Origin of the sequence: Maribacter corallii (assembly GCF_047345415.1) — a bacterium.
Classification (GTDB): Bacteria; Bacteroidota; Bacteroidia; order Flavobacteriales; family Flavobacteriaceae; genus Maribacter_C.
Genome location: NZ_JBLFEP010000004.1, coordinates 190,822 through 215,893, shown reverse-complemented (window position 1 = coordinate 215,893; position 25,072 = coordinate 190,822). Strand labels below are relative to the sequence as shown.

Here is a 25,072-nt window from a genome sequence, read left to right as displayed (position 1 = left end):
AACCTAAAATATCGATTGGGCGGTTGCTGTCGTCAATTGTTCAAGGGCTTCCATTCCCAATTTGGAATTTCCTTTGGTGTTCAATCCCGGTGACCAAGTGGCGACACAGAATTTTTCGGGTAATAGGGCAACGATTCCTCCGCCAACACCACTCTTTCCTGGAAGCCCTACCTCAAAAGCAAATTCACCTGCTTCATCGTAAAAGCCACAGGTAAGCATCAGGGCATTGATACGCTTTACTTGTCGCAATGTAAGGTAGGTCTTATCTTTTTGACATTTTCCTCGATTCATGAAAAGATAGAATGCCTTTGTCAATTGTGAGCAGTTCATTTCAATTGCGCATTGATGAAAGTAGAAATCCAGAACGGTCTCCACATCGTTTTTCAAATTGCCATAGGATTTCAATAAATTGGCCGCCGCGTAGTTTCGAAAACCGGTCCGTTTTTCTGAAGCTGCGACTTCGCGATTAAAATCGATATCATCGTCCCCGGCCAAATTCCGAACAAACTGAAGAAAATCCGATTTAGGGTTTTTCAAATTTGAAACAAGAATGTCAGCGATGACTATGGCACCAGCGTTGATCAGAGGGTTTCTTGGAATTCCATTTTCTAGTTCCAATAGCGACAAATGGTTGAAAGGGTCACCGGAAGGTTCAACATCCAAACGTGTCCAAAGAGTCTCTCCGATAAGACCCATCGCTTGGGCCAATGATAGTACTTTTGAAATACTTTGAATGGAGAATACGGTTTCACTATCTCCGGCCTGAAAGTTGTTTTTATTGGAATCAACTAAGTGAATGCCAAATTTTGAGCTATCTGTTTTGGCAAGCTCAGGAATATAAGTAGCGACTTTACCACGATCTTTTGACAAAGAACAATCGGCAGAAATGCTGTTCAGTATTCCTTGATAGTTGATCATTGTTTTTTATAAAAGGGTAGTTTCACGACCGTCGCGGCGACGGCCTTTTTGCGAATCTGAATATGTATTTTACTCCCTATTTCGGAAAAAATGATCGGCACATATCCAAGTCCGATTCCTTTTCCCATAGATGGGGACATGGTTCCTGAAGTTACGACACCGATTTTCTTCCCTTGCCCATCCACAATGTCGTAGTCATGACGTGGAATACCACGATCGTCCAATTCGAAAGCGATTAATTTACGTTCAGGGCCGTGTTCTTTTTCTTTGGCTAGGGCGGCGCTATTGACAAAGTCCTTTGTGAATTTGGTAATCCATCCCAAACCGGCTTCAAAAGGCGAGGTTTCATCATTGATATCATTGCCGTATAGGCAATAGCCCATTTCGAGACGAAGGGTGTCCCGGGCGGCCAGGCCAATAGGCTTTATGCCATATTCAGCTCCGGCTTCGAAGACCTTGTCCCATACCTGTTTGACTTCTTCGTTCTTACAATAGATTTCAAATCCACCCGAACCGGTATAGCCCGTAGCAGATATGATAATATGTTCAATACCTGCAAAATCAGCTACCACGAAATTGTAGAACTTGATCTCCGCTAGATCGACGGAAGTTAGAGACTGCATGGCTTCCACTGCTTTTGGTCCTTGAATGGCCAATAGGGAATATCCTTCGGAAAGATCTCTCATTTCCGCATTGAACTCTGAATTATAGGTCGAGATATGGTCCCAATCTTTTTGGATGTTCGAAGCATTCACTACGAGTAGGTATTGTTCTTCCTTAATCCGATAAACGATAAGGTCATCTACAATACCACCTGTTTCATTGGGTAGGCAACTATACTGGGCTTTACCGACGGTTAATTTTGAGGCGTCATTTGAAGTGACATTTTGAATGAGACCTAAGGCATTCGGTCCACTAATCAAAAACTCGCCCATATGTGAAACATCAAAAACACCAAGGGTGTTCCGAACGGTTTCATGTTCGACATTCACACCTTCATAAGAAACAGGCATATTATATCCGGCAAAAGGTACCATTTTGGCACCCAAAGCCTCATGGGTTGAGGTTAAGGCGGTGTTCTTCATTTCTCTTGTTTTAATGCGGCAAAGCTATCGAATAATTTAAGGATAGGAAAGCGTGGGTATTTTTTTGTTTTCCAAATTAGGTCAATTCGATCGTCGGGAACAGTTGAAATAATAGTATTGATTTTATGGCGCTTTTTTTGTTGTGGTTTTAACAGCGGGACTGAACTTTAATGCCTATTTTGGGCCGAAATTATACCCTTGATGATGAAGACTTTTCTTTTACCTGTTTTGGCATTGTTCTCCGCAGTATTGGTTTTTGGACAACAAACACCTACCGATTTTTTGTCAGCTGATTTTCATAAGAAAAGAAGGGCCGCCGTACGCGAAAAGATGCCACCGAATACTGTTGCTGTATTTTTTGCGAATGCCGAACGCAATCGGGCCAATGATGTAGATTATGTGTATCACCAGGATCCCGACTTTTATTATTTGACAGGATATAGAGAGCCCAATGCGGTGTTGCTTCTATTTTCGGAAGTACAGGAAAACGACACAGGTGCTATTTATGACGAGATGCTCTATGTTCAAGAACGAGACCCCAAAGCTGAACAGTGGAATGGCAAACGTTTAGGAACTGAAGGCGCCAAAGCGCTACTCGGTTTTGAAATGGCATTTAACGGAGCCGAATTTTCAAATTCGAAGACCGATTTCAGCGCTTTTGACAAAGTCCTTTTTTTCGATTTTGAAAATGATTATCGTGATAAAAGGGGTACTGCAGACCTATTCGATTTGATCAAAAGCTTTAAAGAGAAAACCAATTATCCGTCGGATTATGATACGACCAAACAGCAGCTGTACAGCATGATCAATTCGGTTACGGATGAGAATAGGGCCGAAGTAGTTCAAACGTTAAGACGTTATCTCGATTTCAACGAATCGCTCCAGGAAGATGATTTACTTCAGAACTTTGTAGAAGCGAATGATAATCAACAAATCAGCGATATCAAAAAAAAGATATCCTTGAAGTTGGCGGCCCATAATCTGGACTCTTCCTTGCTATCCGAAATCATGGGTTCGTTGCGTGAAACAAAGACCAAAGAGGAGCTGGTGCTTTTGAAAAAGGCGGTCGAAATTTCTGCTGTTGGTCAAATTGAAGTGATGAAGGCAATGCATCCTAATATGTCGGAGACCGAAATACAGGGGGTGCACGAGTATGTCTACAAAAAATATGGAGCCGAATACGAAGGGTATCCTTCCATTGTCGGCGGGGGAAACAATGGATGTATTCTCCATTATATAGAAAATAACAAAACTCAGGTAGGTACCGATTTGGTATTGATGGACCTTGGAGCGGAATATCACGGATATACGGCCGATGTGACGCGCACCATACCTGCGAATGGGAAGTTTTCCGCGGAACAAAAACAGATTTACGATATTGTCTATGATGCACAGGAAGCTGGCATCAAAGCAAGTGTGGTGGGGGCGCCATTTCGAGCACCGGGTGAAGCTGCGAGTAAGGTTGTAACAGACGGACTCTTAGCTTTAGGAATAATAGAGGATGCTGCGGATTCCAGAACCTATTTTCCACACGGAACTTCGCATTACCTCGGATTGGATGTGCATGATCGAGGCACTTATGGGGCCTTCAAACCCAATACCGTGATTACCGTCGAACCAGGAATCTATATTCCCGAAGGAAGTGATTGTGATGAAAAATGGTGGGGTATTGCCGTACGCATTGAAGACGATATCTTAATTACCGATGAAGGCCCAGTGAATTTGTCGGGAATGGCTCCAAGAACAACTGAAGCCATTGAAGCAGTGATGAAGCAACCGAGTCCGCTTGATGATTTTGTATTACCAAAGCTCGACTAAGCTTGTAGTAGAAAAGCTTTCAACTCTTCGTATGAAGAGATCTTAATGGACTTTTTCTTTTGATGCAAGACCTTTTGAATTTGCGCTGGAATACTTATTTTTTCAGGAATGGTTTCCTCTACAACATCCAAAAACTTTACCGGATGCGCGGTTTCCAAGAAGACTCCACAGGTATCGGGATGATTTTCTTGGTACTTTTTCAATCCTAAGTAGCCAACTGCCCCATGTGGGTCTGCAATGTATCCTGAATGGTCGTAGATGTTTCGCATGGCCTCTTTGGTTTTCATATCCGAAAAGGTATAGGAAGAAAGCGTTTGGGACAATGCCTCAAAATCATTCTTGAAAAGATGACGTATGCGTATGAAGTTGCTCGGATCTCCCACGTCCATTGCATTTGAAATGGTCGCGGTTGAAGGTTTGGGATCGTATTCTTGCGTACGCATAAAACGTGGAACAGTATCGTTTACATTCGTTGATGCTATGAAGTGCTGAACCGGCATTCCCAATTGTTGCGCGACCATACCAGCACAAATATTACCGAAATTTCCACTGGGTACCGAAAAAACGATTTCCATGTTTTGTGATTTTACTTGCTTATACGCAAACAAAAAATAGAATAACTGTGGGAGCCATCGCGCAACATTTATCGAATTTGCGGAGGTCAACTGCATAAGTGTCAAAAGCGCTTCATCCAAAAAGGCTGTTTTTACCATCTTTTGACAATCGTCAAAGGTGCCATCGACCTCCAGCGCTGTAATATTTTGCCCAAGAGTGGTCAATTGGCGCTCTTGAATGTCGCTTACTTTTCCGCTAGGGTAGAGAATGACCACGTTTACGCCGGGCACTCCTAAAAACCCATTGGCGACAGCTCCGCCGGTATCTCCCGAAGTGGCGACCAAAACGGTTACGTTTTGTGAAGCTCCCCCTGAGAAGTAACCAAGGCAATTGGCCATGAAACGGGCGCCAACATCCTTAAAAGCCATAGTAGGGCCGTGAAATAGCTCTAGGGTCGCCACATTTTCTTCTAACTGAACTACCGGGAAATCGAAGTCGAGTACATTCGTTAGAATTGCTCTTAATTCGTCATTGGGAATTTCATCACTGACAAATTGATGGATGGCATTAAATGCGATTTCGTGGTTCGATAGACTTTCTATTCCTTCGAAAAAAGAAGTTGGAAGCGGGGTGATGCTTTCAGGAAAGTACAATCCTCGATCAGGAGCGATTCCCTTGATGACGGCTTCTTTAAAAGAAACCTCTGGTGCGGTACGGTTTAGGCTATAAAAGTTCATATGCGATCTACTATTTTTATTCCTTTTGAATTGACCTGCGAAACATGTATTTCGTAGTCCACTCCAATGTTCCGATAGACATTTTCCATCGCTTGCCCGACCTGCTCGGCGGTCTGCTTTCCTTTACTAAAACTGAAAATAGAAGGTCCTGATCCTGAAATGCCACAACCCAAAGCTCCTGCCAATAGTGCTTCTGATTTTACCTCATTAAAACCAGGAATCAAAATCGACCGGATGGGTTCGACAATATGATCTTCCAAAGAACGACCGATGAGGTCGTAATCCGCGGTGAAGAGTCCGGCAATCAACCCACCGACATTTCCCCATTGTTTTATTCCATCGGCTAGTGTGATCTTGGTTTTCAGTATTTTTCGTGAATCCGCGGTCCTCACTTCTATTTGTGGATGGATAACGGTAGCGTATAATTCATTAGGACTTGGAATCGGGATGATGTCCAAAGGGGCATAGCTCCGTACCAAGGTGAATCCACCGAATAGGGCGGGGGCTACATTGTCGGCATGTGCGACACCACTGGCAAGGCGCTCTCCTTCCATAGCGAATTTGACCAGTTCCAATGACGAATAGGGCTTGCCCAATAATTCGTTCATGGCCCAAACCGCTCCGGTAGAACTTGCTGCGCTACTCCCAATACCGCTGCCTGCCTTGATCTGTTTATAAATCTCGATCTCAAAACCTCCTTGATGCCCAATGTCTTCCAACAATGCCATTCCGGCCACTCCGGCCACATTTTTGGCCGTTTCCATAGGGAGGTCTTGTCCTTCTATTTTTGTGATATGAATACCCTCTTTCGAAGTTTTACGAACGACCATTTCATCTCCTATACTATCTAGGGCGACGCCAAGTACATCAAATCCACAGGAGATATTGGCAATCGTTGCCGGACAAAACACTTTTACAGCTTCCATTTTTTAGAAATTTCCGATTCTAATGATATCCGCAAAGATACCGGAAGCCGTGACATCGGCTCCTGCTCCCGCACCCTTAATGATCATGGGCTGGTCAGGATATCTTTCCGTATAGAACAACACGATATTATCACTTCCTTCAAGCGTATAAAAATCATGACCTTTGGGAATCTGCTGTAGACCTACACTGGCTTTTCCCTCTTCGAATTGTGCCACATACTTTAACTTACTACCGTTTTCGATCGCATCTTTGTACAACTGTTGAAAATGAGGTTCGTTCCGGACCAAGGAAGCGAAAAAATCCCCATTGTTGTCGGTAGCCAGACTTTCTTGCGGAAGAAAGGAATGGTTCTCAATATCTTCTATTTCCAACAAGCTTCCGCTCTCACGGGCCAGAATCAAGATTTTTCGCATAACATCGACCCCGCTGAGATCGATTTTTGGGTCTGGTTCGGTATATCCTTGCTCTTGAGCCTCTTTGACGACATCATGAAAAGTGACCTTGTCATTAAAGGTGTTAAAAACAAAATTTAGACTTCCCGACAAAACGGCCTGGATTTTCAAAATCTTATCTCCCGAAGCCATCAGGTGTTTCAAGGTATCGATAATGGGCAATCCTGCGCCGACGTTGGTTTCAAATAAAAATGGAGCATTAAAGGTGCGTGCTAGCTCCTTTAGTTCCTGGTAATTTGAAAATACCGATGAACAGGCTATTTTGTTGCAGGTCACTACGGAAATACTATTGCCTAGATAAGCGTTGTACGTTTTGGAAACCTCGGCACTTGCTGTATTATCCACAAAAATGCTATTGCGGTAATTCAGTTGGTTTACGGTTTCAAAAAACTTGTGCTTATCTGCTGTCTGCCCTGATTGCAATTGTTCTTCCCAGTCTTTCAAGGAAATCCCGTCCTCGTCGAAAAACATGGTCCTTGAGTTGGAAAGTCCAATGACCCTGATATTGAGCTTGAGTTTTTCCTTGAGGTATTTTTTCTGCTGGTGTATTTGATTTAAGAATTTGGAACCGACATTACCGACGCCCATTACGAATAAATTCAGCTGTTTTATATTCTCCTCAAAAAACTGCTCATGTAAGGCATTCAACGCCTTTTTTACATCTTCTTCCTTGATGACCGCCGAAATATTGCGCTCCGATGCCCCTTGCGCTATCGCCCGTATATTCACATTGTTTTTTCCGAGTGTACTGAACATTTTTCCGCTAAGTCCTTGATGGCTCTTCATACGGTCACCGACCAATGCAATGATGGCCAATCTTTTTTCGGCGATTGCAGGTTTGATTTTCCCCCGTTCGATTTCATATTCAAAAGCCGAATTTACCATGGTTACCGCCTTATCTAGGTCATCCGCTGAAATACCGACGCAAATCGAATGCTCCGATGAGGCCTGTGTAATCAAAACTACACTTATATCGGATTGCGATAGTACTTCGAAGAAGCGTTTGGAGATTCCCGGAATACCGACCATGCCCGGACCTTCTAAGGACAATAGCGCGGTGTTGGCTATGTGGCTGATACCTCTGACCGTTTTGCCCTGACTAGTAGAGTTCTTGGTAATTGAGGTTCCTTGATTAGCGGGTTGAAAAGTATTTTTGATTTCGATGGAAATTCCTTTGGCCAATACAGGTTGAATCGTAGGCGGGTAGAGCACCTTGGCACCAAAGTGAGAAAGTTCCATGGCTTCTTCATAGGAGATATGTGGAATTGCCTTGGCTTGTTTCACCCATTTCGGATTGGCGGTGTACATACCGCTGACATCCGTCCAGATTTGCAGAATTTCAGCATCGATGGCGGCCGCTATAATCGCGGCGGTATAATCAGAACCTCCCCGGCCGAGGGTGGTCGCATTTCCTTTTTCCGAAGATGCGATAAATCCTGGTGCAACGATTACTTTTTGAGAAGCTTTATTTATAAAAGTGTTGCAGTTCGCATTGGTCAAGTCAAAGTTGACCGTGGCCTTGCCGTTTACGTTGTTCGTGATGATGAGCGCTCTACTATCCGCATGAATCGCGTCTAACTGCTCTTGCTTGAAATACTCACAAATAATATAAGACGATAATAGTTCTCCATAGCTCACGATTTTATCCGAAAGCTGTGGCGTAATCTCCCCAATCAAAAAAGCACCTTCAAGTAAGGTTTCCAGGGTATTCAATTCACTTTTTACCTTGCTCAAAATAGCACTTTGAACGTTTATATTGATAAGTGACTTGACTGTTGACAAATGTCTGTCCTCTAATTCTTTAACCATCGGTTTGTAAGCTGCATCTTGTTTAGAAGCGAGTAACGATGCATTTAATAAGGTATCGGTAACTCCTCCAAAAGCCGAAACGACCACTACGATTTTATCCGACTTGGTGTCGGAAACGATGTTTTTTACTAAGGTTATGTTTTGTGCGTTGGCTACGGAAGTACCCCCGAATTTTAGAACTTGCATGTCATTGAATTGAAAGTGGATTTTTTTGAAAAGTGCCCGAAATAGGTGTTGTCGAATATATAGCAGATTACCCCAAAGGGGTTGTGCAAGCCGTGTAGCAGTGACTTGTGTGTGTCTTGAAAAATGTTGCTATGTCCGTTTTATAAAAAACCATCTCAGTAATAGAACGGTAAATGTAGTACTTTTGATGTGCCTAGCAAATCTTGCCGATAATTTTTACGGAATTATTAAAAATAAGGTTCTTAAATCGTTAATAATGCTTACGAATGCCGATACTGGGTCAAACCGTTTAAAATATAAAGAACGCATATGAAGATTTTTTCTGCAGAGCAGATTTATGCCGCCGATAAATTTACAATTGAAAAGCAACAGATTACGACCGATGAGCTCATGGAGCGGTCGGCCGTTCAGATTTTCAACTGGATACATACCCGAATGCAAGGTGCTCAGGTAAAAATACATTTGTTCTGTGGTATTGGAAACAATGGGGGCGATGGTATCGCATTGGCCAGACACCTACAAGAACACGGCTATAACATAGCTGTTTATGTCGTGAATTACAGTAAAAAACGCTCTAAGGACTTTTTAATCAATCTGGAACGATTAAAGGCAAGAAAGGTGTGGCCTGAATTTTTGGATGCCGATCACAAACTTCCTGAAATCGGTCGTGATGACATCATTGTGGATGCCATTTTCGGGATAGGGTTAAATCGACCACCCGCGGATTGGGTGGTTCAGCTCATGGGGCATTTGCATAGTTCAGAGGCGTTTATCCTTTCGGTCGATATTCCATCAGGACTATATACAGATCGACTATCAGCCGATAAGAATTCTATTGTCCGATCTAATTTCGTACTGAGTTTTCAAGCTCCAAAACTGATATTCTTTTTACCTGAGACTGGTGTTTACAGCAACCAATGGGAGCTTTTGGATATCGGGTTAGACCCGGAATTTCTAATGACGACGGATACTGATTACGAACTTATCGGTAAGAACGAGGTGCTTCCATTTTATATTCCTAGGGAAAAGTTCTCTCATAAAGGCACTTATGGCCATGCACTCTTGATTGGTGGTAGTAAGGGCAAGATCGGGGCGGTATTGTTGGCTACGCGGGCTTGTTTGAATGCGGGCAGTGGTCTCGTCACGGCCTATGTGCCTGAATGTGGTTATCTGCCGTTACAAACAGGGCTGCCAGAAGCAATGGTGATAACCGAAGGTGAAAATTTCATCTCGAAAATCGAATTCGGTCTTTCCCCGACTGTTATAGGGATAGGAGTGGGCTTAGGAATGGATAAAGCAACCGCTAAGGCTTTTTCCGATTTACTTAAGACCAATGAAATACCAATGGTTATAGATGCTGACGGACTTAATATGCTCTCAGAACACCGAAGTATGTTGGATGATATACCGGGCCAATCAGTTCTAACCCCACATCCAAAAGAATTGGAACGGTTGATAGGTGAATGGGCAGATGATTTCGACAAGCTCGAAAAGACCAAGGCATTTTCAAAAAAGTACAATTGTATTGTCGTTATTAAGGGGGCGCATTCCATTACCGTGTATGGCGATAAGGGCTATGTGAATACCACGGGTAATCCAGGGATGGCCACTGCGGGTAGTGGTGATGTGCTAACCGGAATCATTTCAGGATTTCTAGCACAGGGATACGAACCTCTAAAGGCGGCCCTTTTTGGAGTATATCTGCACGGTAGGGCCGGTGATATCGCCGTTGAACACACTGGTTACCAATCTTTGACAGCTTCAGCGATTAACGAAACCATTGGAATGGCTTTTATCGATTTGTTCAAGATGCCTGAACAACCACAACCGCAAGAGCAAGAAGAACAAGGGCAATAAAAAAGGCCTTTTAAAAAGGCCTTTCTGATTTTAAATGGTCAAAATATAGATTATTTGCTTTTAACTCTTCTTTTTACCCATGCAAGGGCATTATCGAATTCTATAAAAAATTTCATTTGTTTTTTGTAGAACAATTTCTCGATTTTGAAATTGTGCATATCGATTTCCTTTATAGAAACAATAGCGAAGGCTTTAAGGTTTTCCAATTGCCTTATATAGGTGTAAATCGTAGGGTCGATAGCATATGAGTTTTGGCGTAAACTAATATACCCGAAGTCTTTACCCCTGAAATGTATTTCTGAAATACCTATAATTTGATATGCCCTTTCTAATGTGATCGTTGCGCCCTCATCAAAATTCGCTACCATGTAGTTGTCATATACTTGAACCGTGCCCACGTCCAACTTATATTCTCGTATGACTACTCTCTTTCTTTTGTTTTTGGTTTGTCCCACTTTCATTTTTCCCATAGTTGTAATGTCTGAAACGAAAGTAGAATTAACAAGTCCTAAAGAGAAAAATATTAGATTAAACGCGTAAATATCGTTTATATGACGAAATCGTTAATTGGCTGGCACTGTATTTCTTACGAGGCTAATTTTTACCCATAAAAAAAGGAGTCATTTTGTATGACTCCTTTGATTCCAATTTCTTACGGTATATTAAGTCTTCGAAGATTTTTCGGCCTTCTTGATCTTAATCGTCAATTCTTCCTTCTTTTTGTCCAAGTCCATTGAGATGGTATCGCCCTCTTCAAGTTTTGAATTTACGATTTCCTCAGCCAAGGCATCTTCGATATACTTTTGAATGGCCCTCTTAAGTGGTCGAGCACCGTATTGTTTATCAAAGCCCTTTTCAGCGATATAGTCTTTGGCGGTAGCGGATAGCTTCAAGTCATATCCGATATCATTGATGCGCGCATAGAGCTTATCCAATTCAATATCGATGATTTTATGGATATCTTCCCGTTCAAGAGGATTGAAAACAATTACATCATCGATTCTATTTAAAAATTCAGGTGCAAAAGCCTTCTTCAACGCATTTTCGATAACACTTTTCTGATGTGAATCGGCTTGCGATTTCTTTGCGGAAGTACCAAAACCAACTCCTTGACCGAAATCCTTCAATTGCCGTGCCCCGATATTCGATGTCATGATGATGATCGTATTTCTGAAGTCTATTTTTCTTCCAAGGCTATCTGTTAGATATCCATCATCCAACACTTGTAATAACATGTTGAATACATCTGGATGCGCCTTTTCGACCTCATCGAGCAAAATCACCGAATAGGGCTTTCTTCTTACCTTCTCCGTCAACTGTCCGCCTTCTTCATAGCCAACGTATCCCGGGGGTGCTCCGACAAGCCTTGAAATGGCAAATTTTTCCATGTATTCGCTCATATCGATGCGAATCAAGGCGTCTTCCGAGTCGAACAGTTCATTGGCCAAAACTTTAGCCAATTGGGTCTTACCTACACCCGTTTGTCCTAGAAAGATAAATGAACCTATAGGTTTGTTCGGATCTTTTAGACCCGCTCGGTTTCGCTGAATGGCTTTTGCCACTTTCGCTACGGCTTCGTCCTGTCCGATGACATTATTTTTGATCAATTCCGGCAATTCGGCCAACTTATTGCTTTCGGTCTGCGCAATTCTATTGACAGGTATACCACTCATCATAGACACCACATCGGCAACATTCTCCTCTGTAACTATTTCCTTATGGAGCTTACTCTCATCTTCCCATCGTTCTTGCGCAGCGGCCAATTCCTTTTCGAGACGTTTTTCATCATCACGCAATTTTGCGGCCTCTTCGTATTTCTGTTTCTTAACGACGCTGTTTTTCAATACCCGAACATCATCGAGTTGCTTCTCAAGGTCCACGATCTGTTTTGGTACATCCATGTTCACGATATGAACTCGAGAACCGGCTTCATCCAAAGCATCGATGGCCTTGTCGGGCAAAAAGCGATCTGTCATATACCGATTCGTCAGTTTGACACAGGCCACAATGGCCTCATCGGTATAATCCACATTGTGATGATCTTCGTATTTACCTTTGATATTCTGTAATATTTCGATGGTTTCACCTACCGATGTCGGCTCAACGATTACTTTCTGGAATCTACGCTCCAGCGCACCATCTTTTTCGATATACTGTCGATATTCATCCAAGGTGGTCGCTCCGATACATTGAATCTCACCCCTGGCAAGCGCGGGTTTGAACATATTGGAGGCATCTAAGCTTCCAGTTGCTCCTCCAGCACCGACAATGGTATGTATTTCGTCAATGAACAGGATAACGTCATCGTTTTTTTCCAATTCGTTCATTACGGCCTTCATACGCTCTTCAAACTGGCCACGATATTTTGTACCGGCAACCAATGAGGCGAGGTCTAAGGTAACAACCCTTTTCCCATAAAGTATTCTGGAAACCTTTTTGTTGATGATCCGCAGGGCCAATCCTTCGGCGATGGCACTTTTACCAACACCTGGTTCTCCGATGAGCAGTGGGTTGTTCTTTTTCCTTCTACTCAAAATCTGCGAAACCCTTTCGATTTCCTTTTCCCTTCCGACTACCGGGTCCAAGCGATTTTCCTCCGCCATTTGGGTGAGGTCTCGCCCGAAATTATCCAGTACAGGGGTTTTCGATTTTTTATTTCCTTTTTGACCTGAAGTACTACCAAATGTACTTTCCTTACCTTCATTCGCTTCATCACTATCACCGGGAAAGGATTCGGAGGTGGGGGCGTCTACGATATCGTCGTCACTTGTTATCATAAATTTGAACTGCTCCTTCACACCATCATAATCTACTTTCAACTTGTGAAGTAACTTGGTCGTCGGGTCATTTTCATTTCTCAAAATACACAGCAAAAGGTGCGCTGTGTTGATCGACGAACTCTGAAATAGCTTTGCCTCTAAAAATGTGGTTTTCAGGGCACGCTCTGCCTGCCTTGTCAAGTGCAGGTTTTTCTTATCTTTCTGAACGTTGCTGGGGCTTGGGTTAGAGGGGCTAAGAATTTCTACTTTTCTGCGCAGATGGTCTAAATCGACATCAAGTGCATCTAAAATAGTGATTGCTTTTCCACTTCCATCGCGCAAAAGACCTAACATCAAGTGCTCGGTACCGATAAAATCGTGACCCAACCGTAATGCCTCTTCTTTGCTATACGCAATTACGTCCTTAACTCTTGGCGAAAAATTATCATCCATAAAACAATCCGTATAAGCTTTAAAATTAGTAAATCTAGAACAATCTTAGGCAAATACCGTACCCATATTCGATAAACTATATCGAATTGACGAAAAAAGCATCGATTTACAAAATAATCAATAGGGTAATTATCAACTACCTACAACGCAAAAAGTGTTAATAAATTGTTGAATAAAGTAAGGTTTGTGTTCTTTGAAGGCTATGATTTTACGTATATTGGCATGCTTTTTTAATCAATTAAATACTTTAAGAATTGCATATGGCGGAAGGAGAAAAATTGATTCCAATTAACATCGAAGATGAAATGAAATCTGCCTACATTGATTATTCAATGTCGGTCATTGTGTCACGTGCTTTACCTGATGTCAGGGATGGTCTTAAGCCGGTACACAGAAGGGTGCTTTACGGAATGTACGAATTAGGCGTTCGTAGTACAAGTTCCCACAAGAAATCGGCTCGTATCGTTGGGGAGGTCTTAGGAAAGTACCACCCTCATGGAGACACGTCGGTATATGATTCGATGGTGCGTATGGCACAGGAATGGAGTCTGCGCTATATGTTGGTCGACGGGCAAGGTAACTTTGGGTCTGTAGACGGTGATAGTCCTGCAGCAATGCGTTATACTGAAGCGCGAATGCGGAGAATTGCGGATGACATGTTGGCGGATATTGATAAAGATACCGTTGACCATCAGCTCAATTTTGATGATTCACTGCAAGAACCGACCGTCTTACCGGCAAGAATCCCCAATTTATTGGTGAACGGAGCGTCGGGAATCGCAGTTGGTATGGCGACCAATATGCCACCCCATAACCTGACGGAAGTGGTAGATGGTACGGTGGCCTACATCGACAACAACGATATCGAGATCGATGAGTTGATTACCCATATTAAAGCTCCTGATTTCCCCACCGGTGGAATCATTTATGGATACGATGGGGTAAAGGAGGCCTTCCACACCGGAAGGGGCCGTGTTGTAATGCGCGCAAAGGCTACTTTTGAAGAGGTACAGGGACGCGAATGTATCATTGTTGATGAGATTCCGTATCAGGTCAACAAGGCCGATATGATCAAGAAGACGGCCGATTTGATCAACGATAAGAAGATAGAGGGAATCTCAAGTATACGAGACGAGTCCGATCGTAAGGGAATGCGTATCGTATATATCTTGAAGCGAGATGCGATCCCTAACATAGTTCTAAATACCCTATATAAGTATACGGCCTTGCAATCTTCGTTCAGTGTGAACAATATCGCACTGGTGAATGGAAGACCACAGCTATTGAATGTAAAAGAAATGATCCACTATTTTGTGGAGCATCGCCATGATGTGGTGGTAAGGCGCACGACCTATGAATTGAAAAAAGCGGAAGACCGTGCCCACATCTTAGAAGGACTGATCATTGCTTCCGATAATATAGATGAGGTCATAAAGATTATCAGAGCTTCTTCGAACGCCGATGAGGCCCGTGAGAATTTGATGGAGCGTTTCAAGCTTACCGAAATCCAGGCCAAGGCAATCGTAGAAATGAGATTGCGCCAATTGACGGGTCTCGAGCAGGACAAGTTAAGAAACGAGTACGATGAGATCATCAAGACCATTGCCGATTTAAAGGACATCTTGGCGAGAAAGGAACGAAGGATGCAGATTATCAAGGATGAACTTCTTGAGGTCAAAGATAAATATGGGGATGAAAGACGTTCTGAAATCAATTTTGCTGGTGGTGATTTGAGTATGGAAGATATGATTCCGAATGAACAAGTGGTGATCACTATTTCACATGCGGGATATATCAAACGAACTCCTTTGACCGAATACAAGACCCAAAACAGGGGAGGAGTAGGCCAAAAAGCCTCATCAACTCGTAATGAGGACTTCCTAGAACACTTGTTCGTAGGTACGAATCACCAATACATGTTGTTCTTTACCCAAAAAGGGAAATGCTTCTGGATGCGGGTTTATGAAATTCCCGAGGGAAGTAGAACTTCAAAAGGGCGAGCCATCCAAAATTTGATCAATATCGAGAACAATGATAAGGTCAAAGCGTTTATCTGTACCCAAGACCTTAAAGACGAAGACTATGTCAATAGTCATTACGTAATTATGGCGACCAAAAAGGGAACAGTGAAAAAGACTTCTTTGGAACAGTATTCCAGACCAAGGCAAAATGGAATCAATGCCATCGGTATCCGTGAAGGAGATGAGCTGTTAGAGGCCAAACTGACCACAGGAACGAGTCAGATTTTCCTAGGACTTAAATCAGGAAAGGCGATTCGCTTCGAGGAAGGCAAGACACGACCAATGGGCCGTAATGCCTCCGGTGTTAGAGGAATTACTCTAGCGAATGAAAACGATGAGGTAATCGGAATGGTTTCGGTTCATAATTTTGAAGATGAACTTTTGGTCGTTTCCGAAAATGGATATGGAAAAAGATCCAGTATCGATGACTACAGAATCACTAATCGTGGCGGTAAGGGGGTCAAAACGATTTCCATTACGGAGAAAACAGGTGGTTTGGTAGCTATCAAAAATGTATGTGATTCCGATGACTTGATGATCATTAATAAATCAGGGATAGCTATTCGCATGAGCGTTGAAGATCTGCGTGTCATGGGAAGGGCGACCCAAGGGGTAAAGCTCATCAATATCAAGGGAAATGATAGCATTGCCGCGGTAGCCAAAGTGATGAAAGATGATGATGAACTAGAAGAGGTGGACATTATGGATATCGAGGTGACCACTGAAGATGGCACGGCTATTGATAATGGAAGTGCGGATGCTACGGAAAACAGCTCCGAAGAAGAATAAAATAATAAACCTTTTAAACTCTAACTTTTAATATATTCGAAGATGAAAACTAAAATTTTAATACTTGCAACAATGTCATTTGCCATGGTGGCCGTTGCACAGAAGGCTGAACTCAAAACCGCGGAGAAGGCGGTCAAGAGTGGCGATATGGCTACTGCAAAGACGGCGCTTGACGGTATTTCCGGAATGATTGACGGAGCGGATCAAAAATATCAAGCGCAATACCACTACCTCAGGGGGCAAGCTTATGCAGATCTCGGAAAAAAGGGAGATAACGCTGCTTTCACAGAAGCCGCTGAGTCTTTCAAAAAAGTCGTTGAGGTCGAAGAGCAGATGGGGAAATCCAAATATTCAGGAGAGACCAAGCAACGGATAGCGGCCCTGACCGCCGATATGGTGAATTCCGCAGTTGAGGACAACGGCAAAAAGAACTTTAAAGAGGCCGCCGAAAAACTATACATGGCGTATAAATTAAGTCCTCAAGATACTTCTTACCTGTACTATGCCGCAAGTAGTGCGGTAAATGGTCAACATTTTGAAGAGGCCCTTACGTATTACGATGAACTTAAAACTATTGGATATGACGGTAGTGGGATAGTTTATAAGGCGACCAACAATGAAACAGGAGAGGTTGAAACAATGGACAAGGTACAGCGCGACCTTATGGTGAAATCAGGAACATTTAAAGATCCAATTGATGAGAAAACACCATCAAAAACCGCTGAAATCGTCAAAAATACAGCGCTGATATACACGCAATTGGGTCAAGATGAAAAAGCCTTGGAAGCGTATAAAACCGCAAGGGCCAATGATCCTAAAGATGTGAATTTAATCTTGAACGAGGCTAATCTTCATTATAAGATGGGCGACAAGGAAAAGTTCAAGGAATTAATGTCCGAAGCGGCTTCCGTTGCGCCTGATAATCCAGATTTGCACTACAACATTGGGGTAATCAATATGGAACAAGGAAATATCGAAGAAGCTCGTGCATCGTACAAAAAGGCTCTTGAAGTTAATCCGAACTATACGAACGCTCAACTTAACCTTTCCACAACCTATGTGAACGAAGGTAACGGACTCATCGATGAGATGAACTCTTTGGGCAATTCACGCGCGGATATCGCCAGATACGATGAGCTTAAGAAGAAAAAAGATGATCTGTTTATGGAAGGTGCACAGGTACTTGAAGATGCATTGAAGGAGAACCCAGATAATCAAGGGATATTGACCCAATTGAAGAATATCTACGGGGCCATGGGAGATAATGAGAATTTCATGAGACTTAAAAAGTTATTGGGTGAATAGTAAAAGAACCCAAAAATGATTCTTTAAGAGGCCCTACTTCGAAGTGGGGCCTTTTTTTATATGATTTTTTTGATGACCCGAAGTGTATGGGTATATCGGTTGGCTTCGTTGTTAAAAATTCCGGTGTGGTCTATTCGATCGATTCTGACCTTTCCGTGGCAATGGATGATGTAGTTGTTTTCCATGACGATGCCCACATGATCGATAACCCCTTCTTTAGTATCAAAAAATGCAAGATCTCCAGGTTCGCTTTCCTCAATAAAGCTCAGTGCTTCGCCTTGGCCAGATTGCGCCAATGCTGTTCGTTTTAATCGATACCCATTGACTTTGTAGGTCATTTGGGTAAAACCTGAACTGTCTAGGCCAAATGGAGTGCGCCCGCCCCAGAGAAATGGGGCGTTTAGATATAATAATGCCGTTTGTATCAAACTTGATTTATCTTGCTCGTTTTCAAAATAGCTTCCTTCAAATCGATGGCCCAGAATGTCCGCCGTGTGTACCGATGACCCTAATACAAGAGGATGCAAGACACTTTCTTTTGAGGTTACAAAGGAAATCAGGTCGGCCGCATATTTCCTTTTTTCCTTGGCTTCTATGGCATCGTAGTCATTTTGGGTCATGTGAACTATTTGGTTGTTTGGTACCCAACCTTCACATTGGTCAAAAGCTAACCTTATTTTGCTCCAAGTCTTTCTAGACTCAATGACTTTAAAATGTTCGCCATAGAGTATTTGGGATACCATTTCACCGGTATCATCTGCAATAGATCGAACCGGAACAACGCTAAGGTGACAAATACCGTACTGCATGAATGTTACGACCTAGTTCAGAATTAACCTCTTTCGATTACTATGGCCGAAGCACCTCCACCACCATTACAGATAGCAGCTGCCCCGAGTTTTGATTTCCTTTGTTCTAGGGTGTGAAGTAGGGTCACGAGAATTCGGGCACCGGAACAACCTAAAGGGTGTCCTAAGGAGACCGCACCTCCATTAACATTGACATTCTGGTCCGTCAGTCCTAATAATTTCATATTGGCCAGTCCAACCACGGAAAATGCCTCATTAAACTCGAAGAAATCCACGTCATCAATAGTGATACCTGCCTTTGAGAGAGCTTTAGGTAATGCTTTTGCCGGGGCCGTCGTGAACCATTTTGGTTCTTGAGCCGCATCGGCATATCCTTTTATTTTCGCAAGTACTTGCAAGTTCAGTTCTTTCGCTTTTTCCGCACTCATCAATACGAGAGCGGCAGCTCCGTCATTAATAGTAGACGCGTTGGCGGCGGTCACTGTTCCGCCCTTTGAAAAAGCGGCCCTAAGGGCAGGTATTTTTTCGAGTTTCACATTTCTAAATTCCTCATCTTCAGATACTAAAATTGGCTCGCCTCTCCGTTGAGGTACCTCTACCGGAACCACTTCGTTCGTAAAACGGCCATGTTCCCATGCGTCTGCCGATCTTTGATACGATTGTATTGCAAATGCATCTTGATCTTCTCGACTAAAATTATGTTTTTCCGCACATGCATCGGCGCAAACACCCATTGCATTTTGATCATACACATCCACGAGTCCATCTTTCTGCATTCCGTCGATCAAGGAGGTAGGCCCGAATTTTTGGCCGGATCTCATATGTACATAATGCGGAATGAGACTCATATTTTCCATACCACCGGCAACAGCTATTTCTATATCGCCCAAGGCAATTGCTTGTGCAGCCTGCATGACGGCTTTCATACCCGAGGCGCAAACCTTATTCACCGTGGTACAGGGAACACGATCAGGAATGCCCGCAAACAGAGCCGCCTGGCGTGCCGGAGCTTGTCCGGTACCGGCTTGAACGACATTGCCCATTAAAACTTCATCGACGCGATTAGGGTCGAGTGCTATTTTTTCCAAAGCACCTTTTATGGCAATGGCTCCTAGCTTAGGAGCGGGTATGCTTGAAAGTTTACCCATGAAACTGCCGATTGGCGTCCGTACTGCGGAAACAATGACTACATCTTTCATATGAACAATTTATTCAGTCTTATTTTGCGAAATTACTAAATTAAGTGGGTTAATCTAAAATCAAGTTACCTATTGGCCAATTGGGTTACATCGCTTGAAAACCAATAGGTTGAGTGGTTTTTTATGGAATGTAGGTCTAAATTGGATGACTTACGAACTTCTTTTACGGGTATATTTTTCTATTTTTGATATCTGACGTCTTTTCAATGCGAAAATCCCTAGACAACCTTTACAAAAACCAATCACTGATTTACAAGTATGTACTCTATGCTGTCAGTGTATTCGGAATCGTGTTTTTTTTTCCAAAAGGAGGGAAGTTCAAATATGAATTTCAAAAGGGAAAACCTTGGCAATATGAGAATCTCTATGCTCCGTTTGACTTTTCGGTATCCAAGACTGCGGAAGAAATCCAAAATGAGCAGAAACTCGTTAAGAGTAGGCAAATAGACTATTTTACTGTAGATACCTCGGTTCTAGATCAGGCAAAAGAACAGTATGAGGCTAATTTCCCCACTGTTTTTACAACTGAAAATTACAACGAAAATCAACTGCCTACTTTAAAGCAAGCAGGTAGAAAGATTATAAATGAACTCTATGCCAAGGGGGTGATTGAATCCATTTCGGATAAGAACCCTGATGACCCTATCTATCTGGTGGTCAATAACCTTCAAAAAGCGACTGTATTCAGGGAGTTGTATGCATTGGATAGGCTTGATAAGGCAATACGGGACATGTTGCGGGAGAATGGACTCGGTATGTTCGCGCGTCAATTTCAGCAATTACTGGGTGGGTTTATCAGGGCTAATGTTACCTATGACCAAAGTCTTTCCGAAAAAGCATTGGAGGGTGAAATAGCCAAAATTTCACATACCAGGGGAACAATCGATGAGGGAAAATTGATTATTGCCAAAGGGGAAGTAGTCGAGGCCGAAAACTTCAAGATCTTGAATTCGTTACGTGAGGAGTACGAATCCGAACTTTGGGCGGCCAGCAACTATTATTTTATACTGTTCGGCTATACCGTTTTGGTAGCCTTAGTGCTGATGATGCTTCTTTTCTTTCTGAAGAAGTACCGGCCCGAGATCTATCAGAACAACACGAAGGTGACCTTCATTTTTTTCAACATACTACTGATGGTCTTTGTCACCACCATGATGGTCAAATACAATGAGATGTACGTATTTGTAGTACCACTTTGCATACTGCCATTGGTGTTGAAAACCTTTTTTGATGCGCGTCTGGGGCTTTTTGTACATGTGCTTACCGTGTTGATATTAGGTTTTGTAGTACCCAATAGCTTCGAATATATTTTCTTGCAGATCAGTGCTGGTATTGTTACCATTCTCACTATTTCAGAATTATACAAGCGCGCGAATCTTTTCATTTCGGTTGGGCAGATTACCTTGATCTATATCATCGGATACTTGGCCTTTCATATCATCCATGAAGGAAATTTGGAAAATATCGTGTGGTTCACCCTTGGACTGTTTCTACTCAATGGTATGATCACTCTTTTTGTTCAGCCGCTCATTTATATCTACGAGAAGGTGTTCGGCCTAGTGTCCGATGTTTCACTTTTGGAACTCTCAGATACCAATTCTAGATTATTGAAGGAACTATCGAACAAGGCGCCGGGTACGTTCCACCATTCACTCCAAGTGGCCAATTTGGCCGAAGCTGCAGCGAATGAAGTGGGCGCGAATTCAATGTTGGTGCGTGTTGGTGCGCTCTATCATGATATTGGTAAAATGTTGAATCCGACTTATTTTACAGAAAATCAGATTACCAATGTAAATCCGCATGATGAGCTATCGGCAAAAGACAGCGCTAAGATTATTATCGATCACGTGATTGGCGGAATTGAACTGGCACGTAAAAATGGTATACCTGATCGTGTAATCGACTTTATTCGATCACATCACGGAACTACCTTGGTCTACTATTTCTTTAAAAAGCAACAGGAACTCGATGGTGAAGCCAATGAAGATGATTTTAGATATCCTGGCCCCATTCCATTTTCTAAGGAAACCGCGATTCTAATGATGGCCGATTCGGTAGAGGCAGCCTCTAAGAGTTTAAAGAACCCAACCTTTCTTATAATCGATGCCTTTGTAAATAAGATTATCGCCGGGCAAATGTCGGCGAACCAATTTGTGAATGCCGATATCACTTTTAAGGAAATAGAGGTCATCAAAAAAATCTTCAAGCAAAAACTGACTAATATTTATCACCTTAGAGTAGAGTATCCTGAATAGATAGTGAGCCGTGTGAAACGGAATGATTTTTGTAGCATTTTACTAATCAAAAAATAGCGATACGATTATGAAAATACTGCCTTCTATTTTGCTTTTTGTTTCCCTTTTTCAATGTCACTACGCTACTGCACAAGGAGATTCTTTCAAAGAATTCATAAGTGGAGATTTTACAAAGACGCTACCTCAGGATAATAGCCTTCGTGATTCCTTATTGGAATGGCAAGAGCGAATCGCGATCCAATTGGATAAGAAAGCGGTGATGCCTAAAGATTTACTTTTTTTTAAAGCTTATGTTCTCACGGGACCCAAACAACTGAGAGTAAGTGCCAGTGACGTTCTTAAAGTCGAATTATTGGATGGGAAAGGTAAATTGATTAAAAGTCAAAACCATAAGATCCTAAGCGGTCAAACCCACGGTTCATTCGAAATACCCAAAAAACTAAAACAGGGTACGTACTTTTTTAGGGCATATACCCAATGGATGCTAAATTATGGTGCCGAACAAATTGCACTTCAAAAAATTCAAGTAGGTGATTTCGATAGAAGTTCGACTGTGGATAAAATTCAATTTTATCCCGAGGGAGGTGCGTTAGTCGCTGGTTTGGAGAATAAATTGATTATAAGAATCGATGGAAATAGAATAGGTAATGTTCAGATTGTCGATGTACAAGATCAAAGTGTTTCAAATGTGGTGAGGTATGGTGAGAATATATTCTCCGTACTTTTCAAACCTGAGAAGGAGAATCGGTATTTTCTCAAATTCAATAATGGTCTAAAGTATCCACTACCACCCATTCAAGATTCGGGCTACACGTTACAGGTCAATACTATTGAAGAGGATGTTTTTGATTTGCGTATTCTGGCGAGCCCTAAGTTTCAGAATGAAATACTTCATGTTATTGGGGAGTCTAAGGGTATAAGGTATTTAAATGCCGAAGTTGATTTTAAAGATGGTTCGAGCATTGATTTTCAAATACCTAAAAAAGGATTGCCGCTTGGGCTATTTGAGTTGTCTTTACGTAATGAGGGTGGTGAGGTATTAGCGAAAAGAAAGTTACAGATTGGCGAGTCCCAGTTACGGATAGCACTAGAACCAATCGACAAAGAACTGTCTAAAGGGATAAAATCGTTTGCGATTAAAGTGACAGATAGGGAGGGCAAGCCCGTTGCTGCCGAGTTGAGCGTTAGTTTCAAGGGTCATGAGAATACTTTGGAACCTTTTGATGGAGAAGCCCTGTCCGGGTATTCTGGTATGAGTAGGAAAGAGAGGTTTATAAATGATCTGTTGTTGCGTACCCATCAGCTGCCTGTCAATTCTGGAACAAATAGCACCGAGGACTTCCCGGATAAAATATACCATGATTTTCAAAATGGATTGGAGTTTTATGGGCAGGCATATGATTTGAATAACAAATTGATTGCCAATACTGCGGTGCAAATACTTATTAAGACGGAAGAAGGTAACATTGTAAAAGAGGTCCGAACAGATTCTAATGGAATGCTCAAGTTATCGGGGCTTCAGTTAGAAGGAGCTGCGACGATGGTTTTTAGAAGGGTGGCTGAGGATACCAAATCAAAACTGATACGCGTACATACGTACACATATGAAATACCACCATTGAAAGTACCTTCTAATGAAAACAATATAAGTGCCCTTAACTTGAGGAAATCGCGGCCCGAAGTTCTAAAAACACCTGAAAAAAAGCGAGCCTCTTTAGCACAAGAGGAAGGCGTCATTATGTTGGATGGGGTAACCTTGGTAGAAGAAAAAGCAAGAAAAATGTCTGCTCAGTCGGTATACGGTATTGAGCCCACCAGACAAGTATATCAAGATTTGGAAAACCCGAGGACGATTCCTCAATTGTTTCTAGGTATTCCTGGTTTTCAAGTTAGCGGTATGGGCGGTTTGAATCCAACCCTTGTAATACCGAAATCCGTAGGTATTGGCCCCGTACTCTGGGTGGTTGACGGTTTTCCACTCGACCAAGAAACCAGTTCGTTACGTGAGGTAATGAATTTGCTTAGTTATATCGATATTGAGCGTATTGATTTTTTGTCAGGGCCAAGCGCCGCTATATACGGATCAAGGGCTTCTGGCGGTGTAATTTCCATAAACACAAGATCAGGAGATACTGAAGAATATTATGCAAGAAAGGATGGCCAAACCATTTTTCAGGGATTCCACAACTCGGTCGATTTTACAGCATATCAAGAATCGCGTAAAGTGAATAGAAGAAGAGAGAAACTCCCACAAACGCTCTATTGGAATCCTTCTTTGAATACCGATGAAAATGGGGAAGCGATTATCAAAGTAAAGCTTCCATCCGAGGCGCTGAAAATCAAGTTTGAAGCACTTATCTTAACCCCGGAGGGTAGAAGGGGAAGGGTCGTTCAATCCTTCTAAAATTACATCACATAAAATAATCAAAAAAGTTGCTAAGTAATTCTTGAAACAGTACATTTGCATCCGCATTTTGTGCGATAGTTCATTGAGAAAATAAAGGAGAGGTGCCGGAGTGGTAACGGAGCAGATTGCTAATCTGTCGACGCGTAAGTGTCGCATGGGTTCGAGTCCCATTCTCTCCGCAATTTTCTTTTACATTTTAAATAGGATAACCATCGGGGTGTAGCGTAGCCCGGTTATCGCGCCGCGTTTGGGACGCGGAGGTCGCAGGTTCGAATCCTGCCACCCCGACGAACCACTTTTCAAGTGGTATTAAAGCACTGTTAACTGACTGGTTGACAGTGCTTTTTGTTTTTTATGATTTCATCCGATATCATCTAATATCAAATAAAAGGTGTAGAGTTCGGTGAATGGATTGGTACGATGGTTGTGCATAATTTTGGTAGTGGATAGGGCTATTTATAGTCGTCTTTGCAAACAAGGTTTGTTTAACTCAAAAGACTCGTATCATGCGCAACAACAGCACTTTATCAGTACTCATTTTTACAAGGGACATTAACTGCAATCCCGAAAAACTCACAATCTATGCCCGTATAACCGTTGATGGAAGGCGTGCTGAAATCAGTTTAAAACGTAATACCTCGGTGAATGTTTGGGACGTTTCAAAGGGAAGGGTCATCGGAACGACCCAAAAGGCAAGAATGCTGAATAGTTATTTAGACTAGGTGTACGTG

Annotated in this window: 16 protein-coding genes and 2 tRNA genes; 9 read left to right on the top strand and 9 right to left on the bottom strand. The window is 42.4% G+C overall.

From position 1 onward, the window contains the following. Nucleotides 1-3 precede the first annotated feature (3 nt). Both ACKWCA_RS15290 and gcvT read right to left on the bottom strand, forming a co-directional pair. Nucleotides 4-918, bottom strand: a complete 915-nt coding sequence (locus ACKWCA_RS15290) for a glutaminase (RefSeq protein ID WP_413979076.1) — start codon at nucleotides 916-918, stop codon at nucleotides 4-6. Then, nucleotides 915-2,003: a glycine cleavage system aminomethyltransferase GcvT gene (gene gcvT / locus ACKWCA_RS15285; protein ID WP_413979075.1), complete on the bottom strand. Its 1,089-nt coding sequence runs from the start codon at nucleotides 2,001-2,003 to the stop codon at nucleotides 915-917. The genes ACKWCA_RS15290 and gcvT overlap by 4 nt, the downstream gene beginning before the upstream one ends. A gap of 204 nt (nucleotides 2,004-2,207) precedes the next feature. Between gcvT and ACKWCA_RS15280 the strand changes: the two genes are divergently transcribed. Further along, nucleotides 2,208-3,821: an aminopeptidase P family protein gene (locus ACKWCA_RS15280; protein ID WP_413979503.1), complete on the top strand. Its 1,614-nt coding sequence runs from the start codon at nucleotides 2,208-2,210 to the stop codon at nucleotides 3,819-3,821. Here ACKWCA_RS15280 and thrC read toward each other — a convergent pair. From thrC to thrA, 3 genes are read right to left on the bottom strand one after another with little or no spacing between them, the layout of a single operon-like run. Next, on the bottom strand, nucleotides 3,818-5,113 hold the full coding sequence (thrC, locus tag ACKWCA_RS15275; RefSeq protein WP_413979074.1) for a threonine synthase: 1,296 nt from the start codon (nucleotides 5,111-5,113) through the stop codon (nucleotides 3,818-3,820). The two genes, ACKWCA_RS15280 and thrC, sit on opposite strands and share 4 nt — an antisense overlap. Beyond that, on the bottom strand, nucleotides 5,110-6,039 hold the full coding sequence (locus tag ACKWCA_RS15270) for a homoserine kinase (RefSeq protein WP_413979073.1): 930 nt from the start codon (nucleotides 6,037-6,039) through the stop codon (nucleotides 5,110-5,112). Before ACKWCA_RS15270 ends, thrC begins: the two co-directional genes overlap by 4 nt. Before the next feature lie 3 nt (nucleotides 6,040-6,042). Further along, a complete protein-coding gene (gene thrA / locus ACKWCA_RS15265) occupies nucleotides 6,043-8,487 on the bottom strand; it encodes a bifunctional aspartate kinase/homoserine dehydrogenase I (protein WP_413979072.1) in 2,445 nt (814 codons plus the stop codon). Between the two features lie 309 nt (nucleotides 8,488-8,796). Here thrA and ACKWCA_RS15260 point away from each other — a divergent pair, with 309 nt between their 5' ends. Beyond that, nucleotides 8,797-10,344: an NAD(P)H-hydrate dehydratase gene (locus tag ACKWCA_RS15260; RefSeq protein ID WP_413979071.1), complete on the top strand. Its 1,548-nt coding sequence runs from the start codon at nucleotides 8,797-8,799 to the stop codon at nucleotides 10,342-10,344. Nucleotides 10,345-10,394: 50 nt separating this feature from the next. On the opposite strand, the gene ACKWCA_RS15255 is transcribed toward ACKWCA_RS15260, so the two are convergent. Beyond that, a complete protein-coding gene (locus ACKWCA_RS15255; protein ID WP_413979502.1) occupies nucleotides 10,395-10,805 on the bottom strand; it encodes an STAS/SEC14 domain-containing protein in 411 nt (136 codons plus the stop codon). Nucleotides 10,806-11,006: 201 nt separating this feature from the next. After that, the gene (locus tag ACKWCA_RS15250; RefSeq protein WP_413979070.1) at nucleotides 11,007-13,556 is read right to left on the bottom strand and encodes an ATP-dependent Clp protease ATP-binding subunit; all 2,550 of its coding nucleotides are present in this window, start codon (nucleotides 13,554-13,556) and stop codon (nucleotides 11,007-11,009) included. Between the two features lie 260 nt (nucleotides 13,557-13,816). On the opposite strand from ACKWCA_RS15250, the gene gyrA reads away from it, so the two are divergent. Beyond that, the gene (gene gyrA / locus ACKWCA_RS15245; protein ID WP_413979069.1) at nucleotides 13,817-16,366 is read left to right on the top strand and encodes a DNA gyrase subunit A; all 2,550 of its coding nucleotides are present in this window, start codon (nucleotides 13,817-13,819) and stop codon (nucleotides 16,364-16,366) included. A gap of 42 nt (nucleotides 16,367-16,408) precedes the next feature. Continuing rightward, nucleotides 16,409-17,671 (top strand): tetratricopeptide repeat protein, encoded by a 1,263-nt coding sequence (locus ACKWCA_RS15240; protein ID WP_413979068.1) that lies wholly within the window; start codon nucleotides 16,409-16,411, stop codon nucleotides 17,669-17,671. Between the two features lie 56 nt (nucleotides 17,672-17,727). Here the strand turns inward: ACKWCA_RS15240 and ACKWCA_RS15235 are convergent, their stop codons facing one another. After that, nucleotides 17,728-18,480 carry a C40 family peptidase gene (locus ACKWCA_RS15235; protein WP_413979067.1) on the bottom strand — a complete coding sequence of 251 codons (753 nt, stop codon included), beginning with the start codon at nucleotides 18,478-18,480 and terminating at the stop codon, nucleotides 17,728-17,730. 23 nt (nucleotides 18,481-18,503) lie between these two features. Continuing rightward, nucleotides 18,504-19,679 carry an acetyl-CoA C-acyltransferase gene (locus tag ACKWCA_RS15230; RefSeq protein ID WP_413979066.1) on the bottom strand — a complete coding sequence of 392 codons (1,176 nt, stop codon included), beginning with the start codon at nucleotides 19,677-19,679 and terminating at the stop codon, nucleotides 18,504-18,506. 206 nt (nucleotides 19,680-19,885) lie between these two features. Between ACKWCA_RS15230 and ACKWCA_RS15225 the strand changes: the two genes are divergently transcribed. The 5 genes from ACKWCA_RS15225 to ACKWCA_RS15205 all read left to right on the top strand — a co-directional run bounded on the left by ACKWCA_RS15225 (nucleotide 19,886) and on the right by ACKWCA_RS15205 (nucleotide 25,063). After that, nucleotides 19,886-21,934 (top strand): HD family phosphohydrolase, encoded by a 2,049-nt coding sequence (locus tag ACKWCA_RS15225; RefSeq protein ID WP_413979065.1) that lies wholly within the window; start codon nucleotides 19,886-19,888, stop codon nucleotides 21,932-21,934. Between the two features lie 67 nt (nucleotides 21,935-22,001). Then, nucleotides 22,002-24,338 (top strand): TonB-dependent receptor, encoded by a 2,337-nt coding sequence (locus ACKWCA_RS15220; protein ID WP_413979064.1) that lies wholly within the window; start codon nucleotides 22,002-22,004, stop codon nucleotides 24,336-24,338. A 98-nt stretch (nucleotides 24,339-24,436) separates the two neighbouring features. Continuing rightward, nucleotides 24,437-24,520, top strand: a tRNA-Ser gene (locus ACKWCA_RS15215). Between the two features lie 34 nt (nucleotides 24,521-24,554). Then, nucleotides 24,555-24,629 (top strand) — tRNA-Pro (locus tag ACKWCA_RS15210). A 218-nt stretch (nucleotides 24,630-24,847) separates the two neighbouring features. Then, nucleotides 24,848-25,063 carry an Arm DNA-binding domain-containing protein gene (locus ACKWCA_RS15205; RefSeq protein ID WP_413979063.1) on the top strand — a complete coding sequence of 72 codons (216 nt, stop codon included), beginning with the start codon at nucleotides 24,848-24,850 and terminating at the stop codon, nucleotides 25,061-25,063. Nucleotides 25,064-25,072 lie beyond the last annotated feature (9 nt).

Coding starts and splice junctions, on each gene's coding strand:
- ACKWCA_RS15220 (WP_413979064.1), top strand. CDS start 22,002: ATGAAAATACTGCCTTCTATTTTGCTTTTTGTTTCCCTTTTTCAATGT.
- ACKWCA_RS15260 (WP_413979071.1), top strand. CDS start 8,797: ATGAAGATTTTTTCTGCAGAGCAGATTTATGCCGCCGATAAATTTACA.
- ACKWCA_RS15250 (WP_413979070.1), bottom strand. CDS start 13,556: ATGGATGATAATTTTTCGCCAAGAGTTAAGGACGTAATTGCGTATAGC.
- ACKWCA_RS15240 (WP_413979068.1), top strand. CDS start 16,409: ATGAAAACTAAAATTTTAATACTTGCAACAATGTCATTTGCCATGGTG.
- ACKWCA_RS15230 (WP_413979066.1), bottom strand. CDS start 19,679: ATGAAAGATGTAGTCATTGTTTCCGCAGTACGGACGCCAATCGGCAGT.
- ACKWCA_RS15225 (WP_413979065.1), top strand. CDS start 19,886: ATGCGAAAATCCCTAGACAACCTTTACAAAAACCAATCACTGATTTAC.
- thrC (WP_413979074.1), bottom strand. CDS start 5,113: ATGAACTTTTATAGCCTAAACCGTACCGCACCAGAGGTTTCTTTTAAA.
- ACKWCA_RS15270 (WP_413979073.1), bottom strand. CDS start 6,039: ATGGAAGCTGTAAAAGTGTTTTGTCCGGCAACGATTGCCAATATCTCC.
- gcvT (WP_413979075.1), bottom strand. CDS start 2,003: ATGAAGAACACCGCCTTAACCTCAACCCATGAGGCTTTGGGTGCCAAA.
- ACKWCA_RS15235 (WP_413979067.1), bottom strand. CDS start 18,480: ATGCAGTACGGTATTTGTCACCTTAGCGTTGTTCCGGTTCGATCTATT.
- ACKWCA_RS15205 (WP_413979063.1), top strand. CDS start 24,848: ATGCGCAACAACAGCACTTTATCAGTACTCATTTTTACAAGGGACATT.
- ACKWCA_RS15280 (WP_413979503.1), top strand. CDS start 2,208: ATGAAGACTTTTCTTTTACCTGTTTTGGCATTGTTCTCCGCAGTATTG.
- ACKWCA_RS15255 (WP_413979502.1), bottom strand. CDS start 10,805: ATGAAAGTGGGACAAACCAAAAACAAAAGAAAGAGAGTAGTCATACGA.
- gyrA (WP_413979069.1), top strand. CDS start 13,817: ATGGCGGAAGGAGAAAAATTGATTCCAATTAACATCGAAGATGAAATG.
- ACKWCA_RS15290 (WP_413979076.1), bottom strand. CDS start 918: ATGATCAACTATCAAGGAATACTGAACAGCATTTCTGCCGATTGTTCT.
- thrA (WP_413979072.1), bottom strand. CDS start 8,487: ATGCAAGTTCTAAAATTCGGGGGTACTTCCGTAGCCAACGCACAAAAC.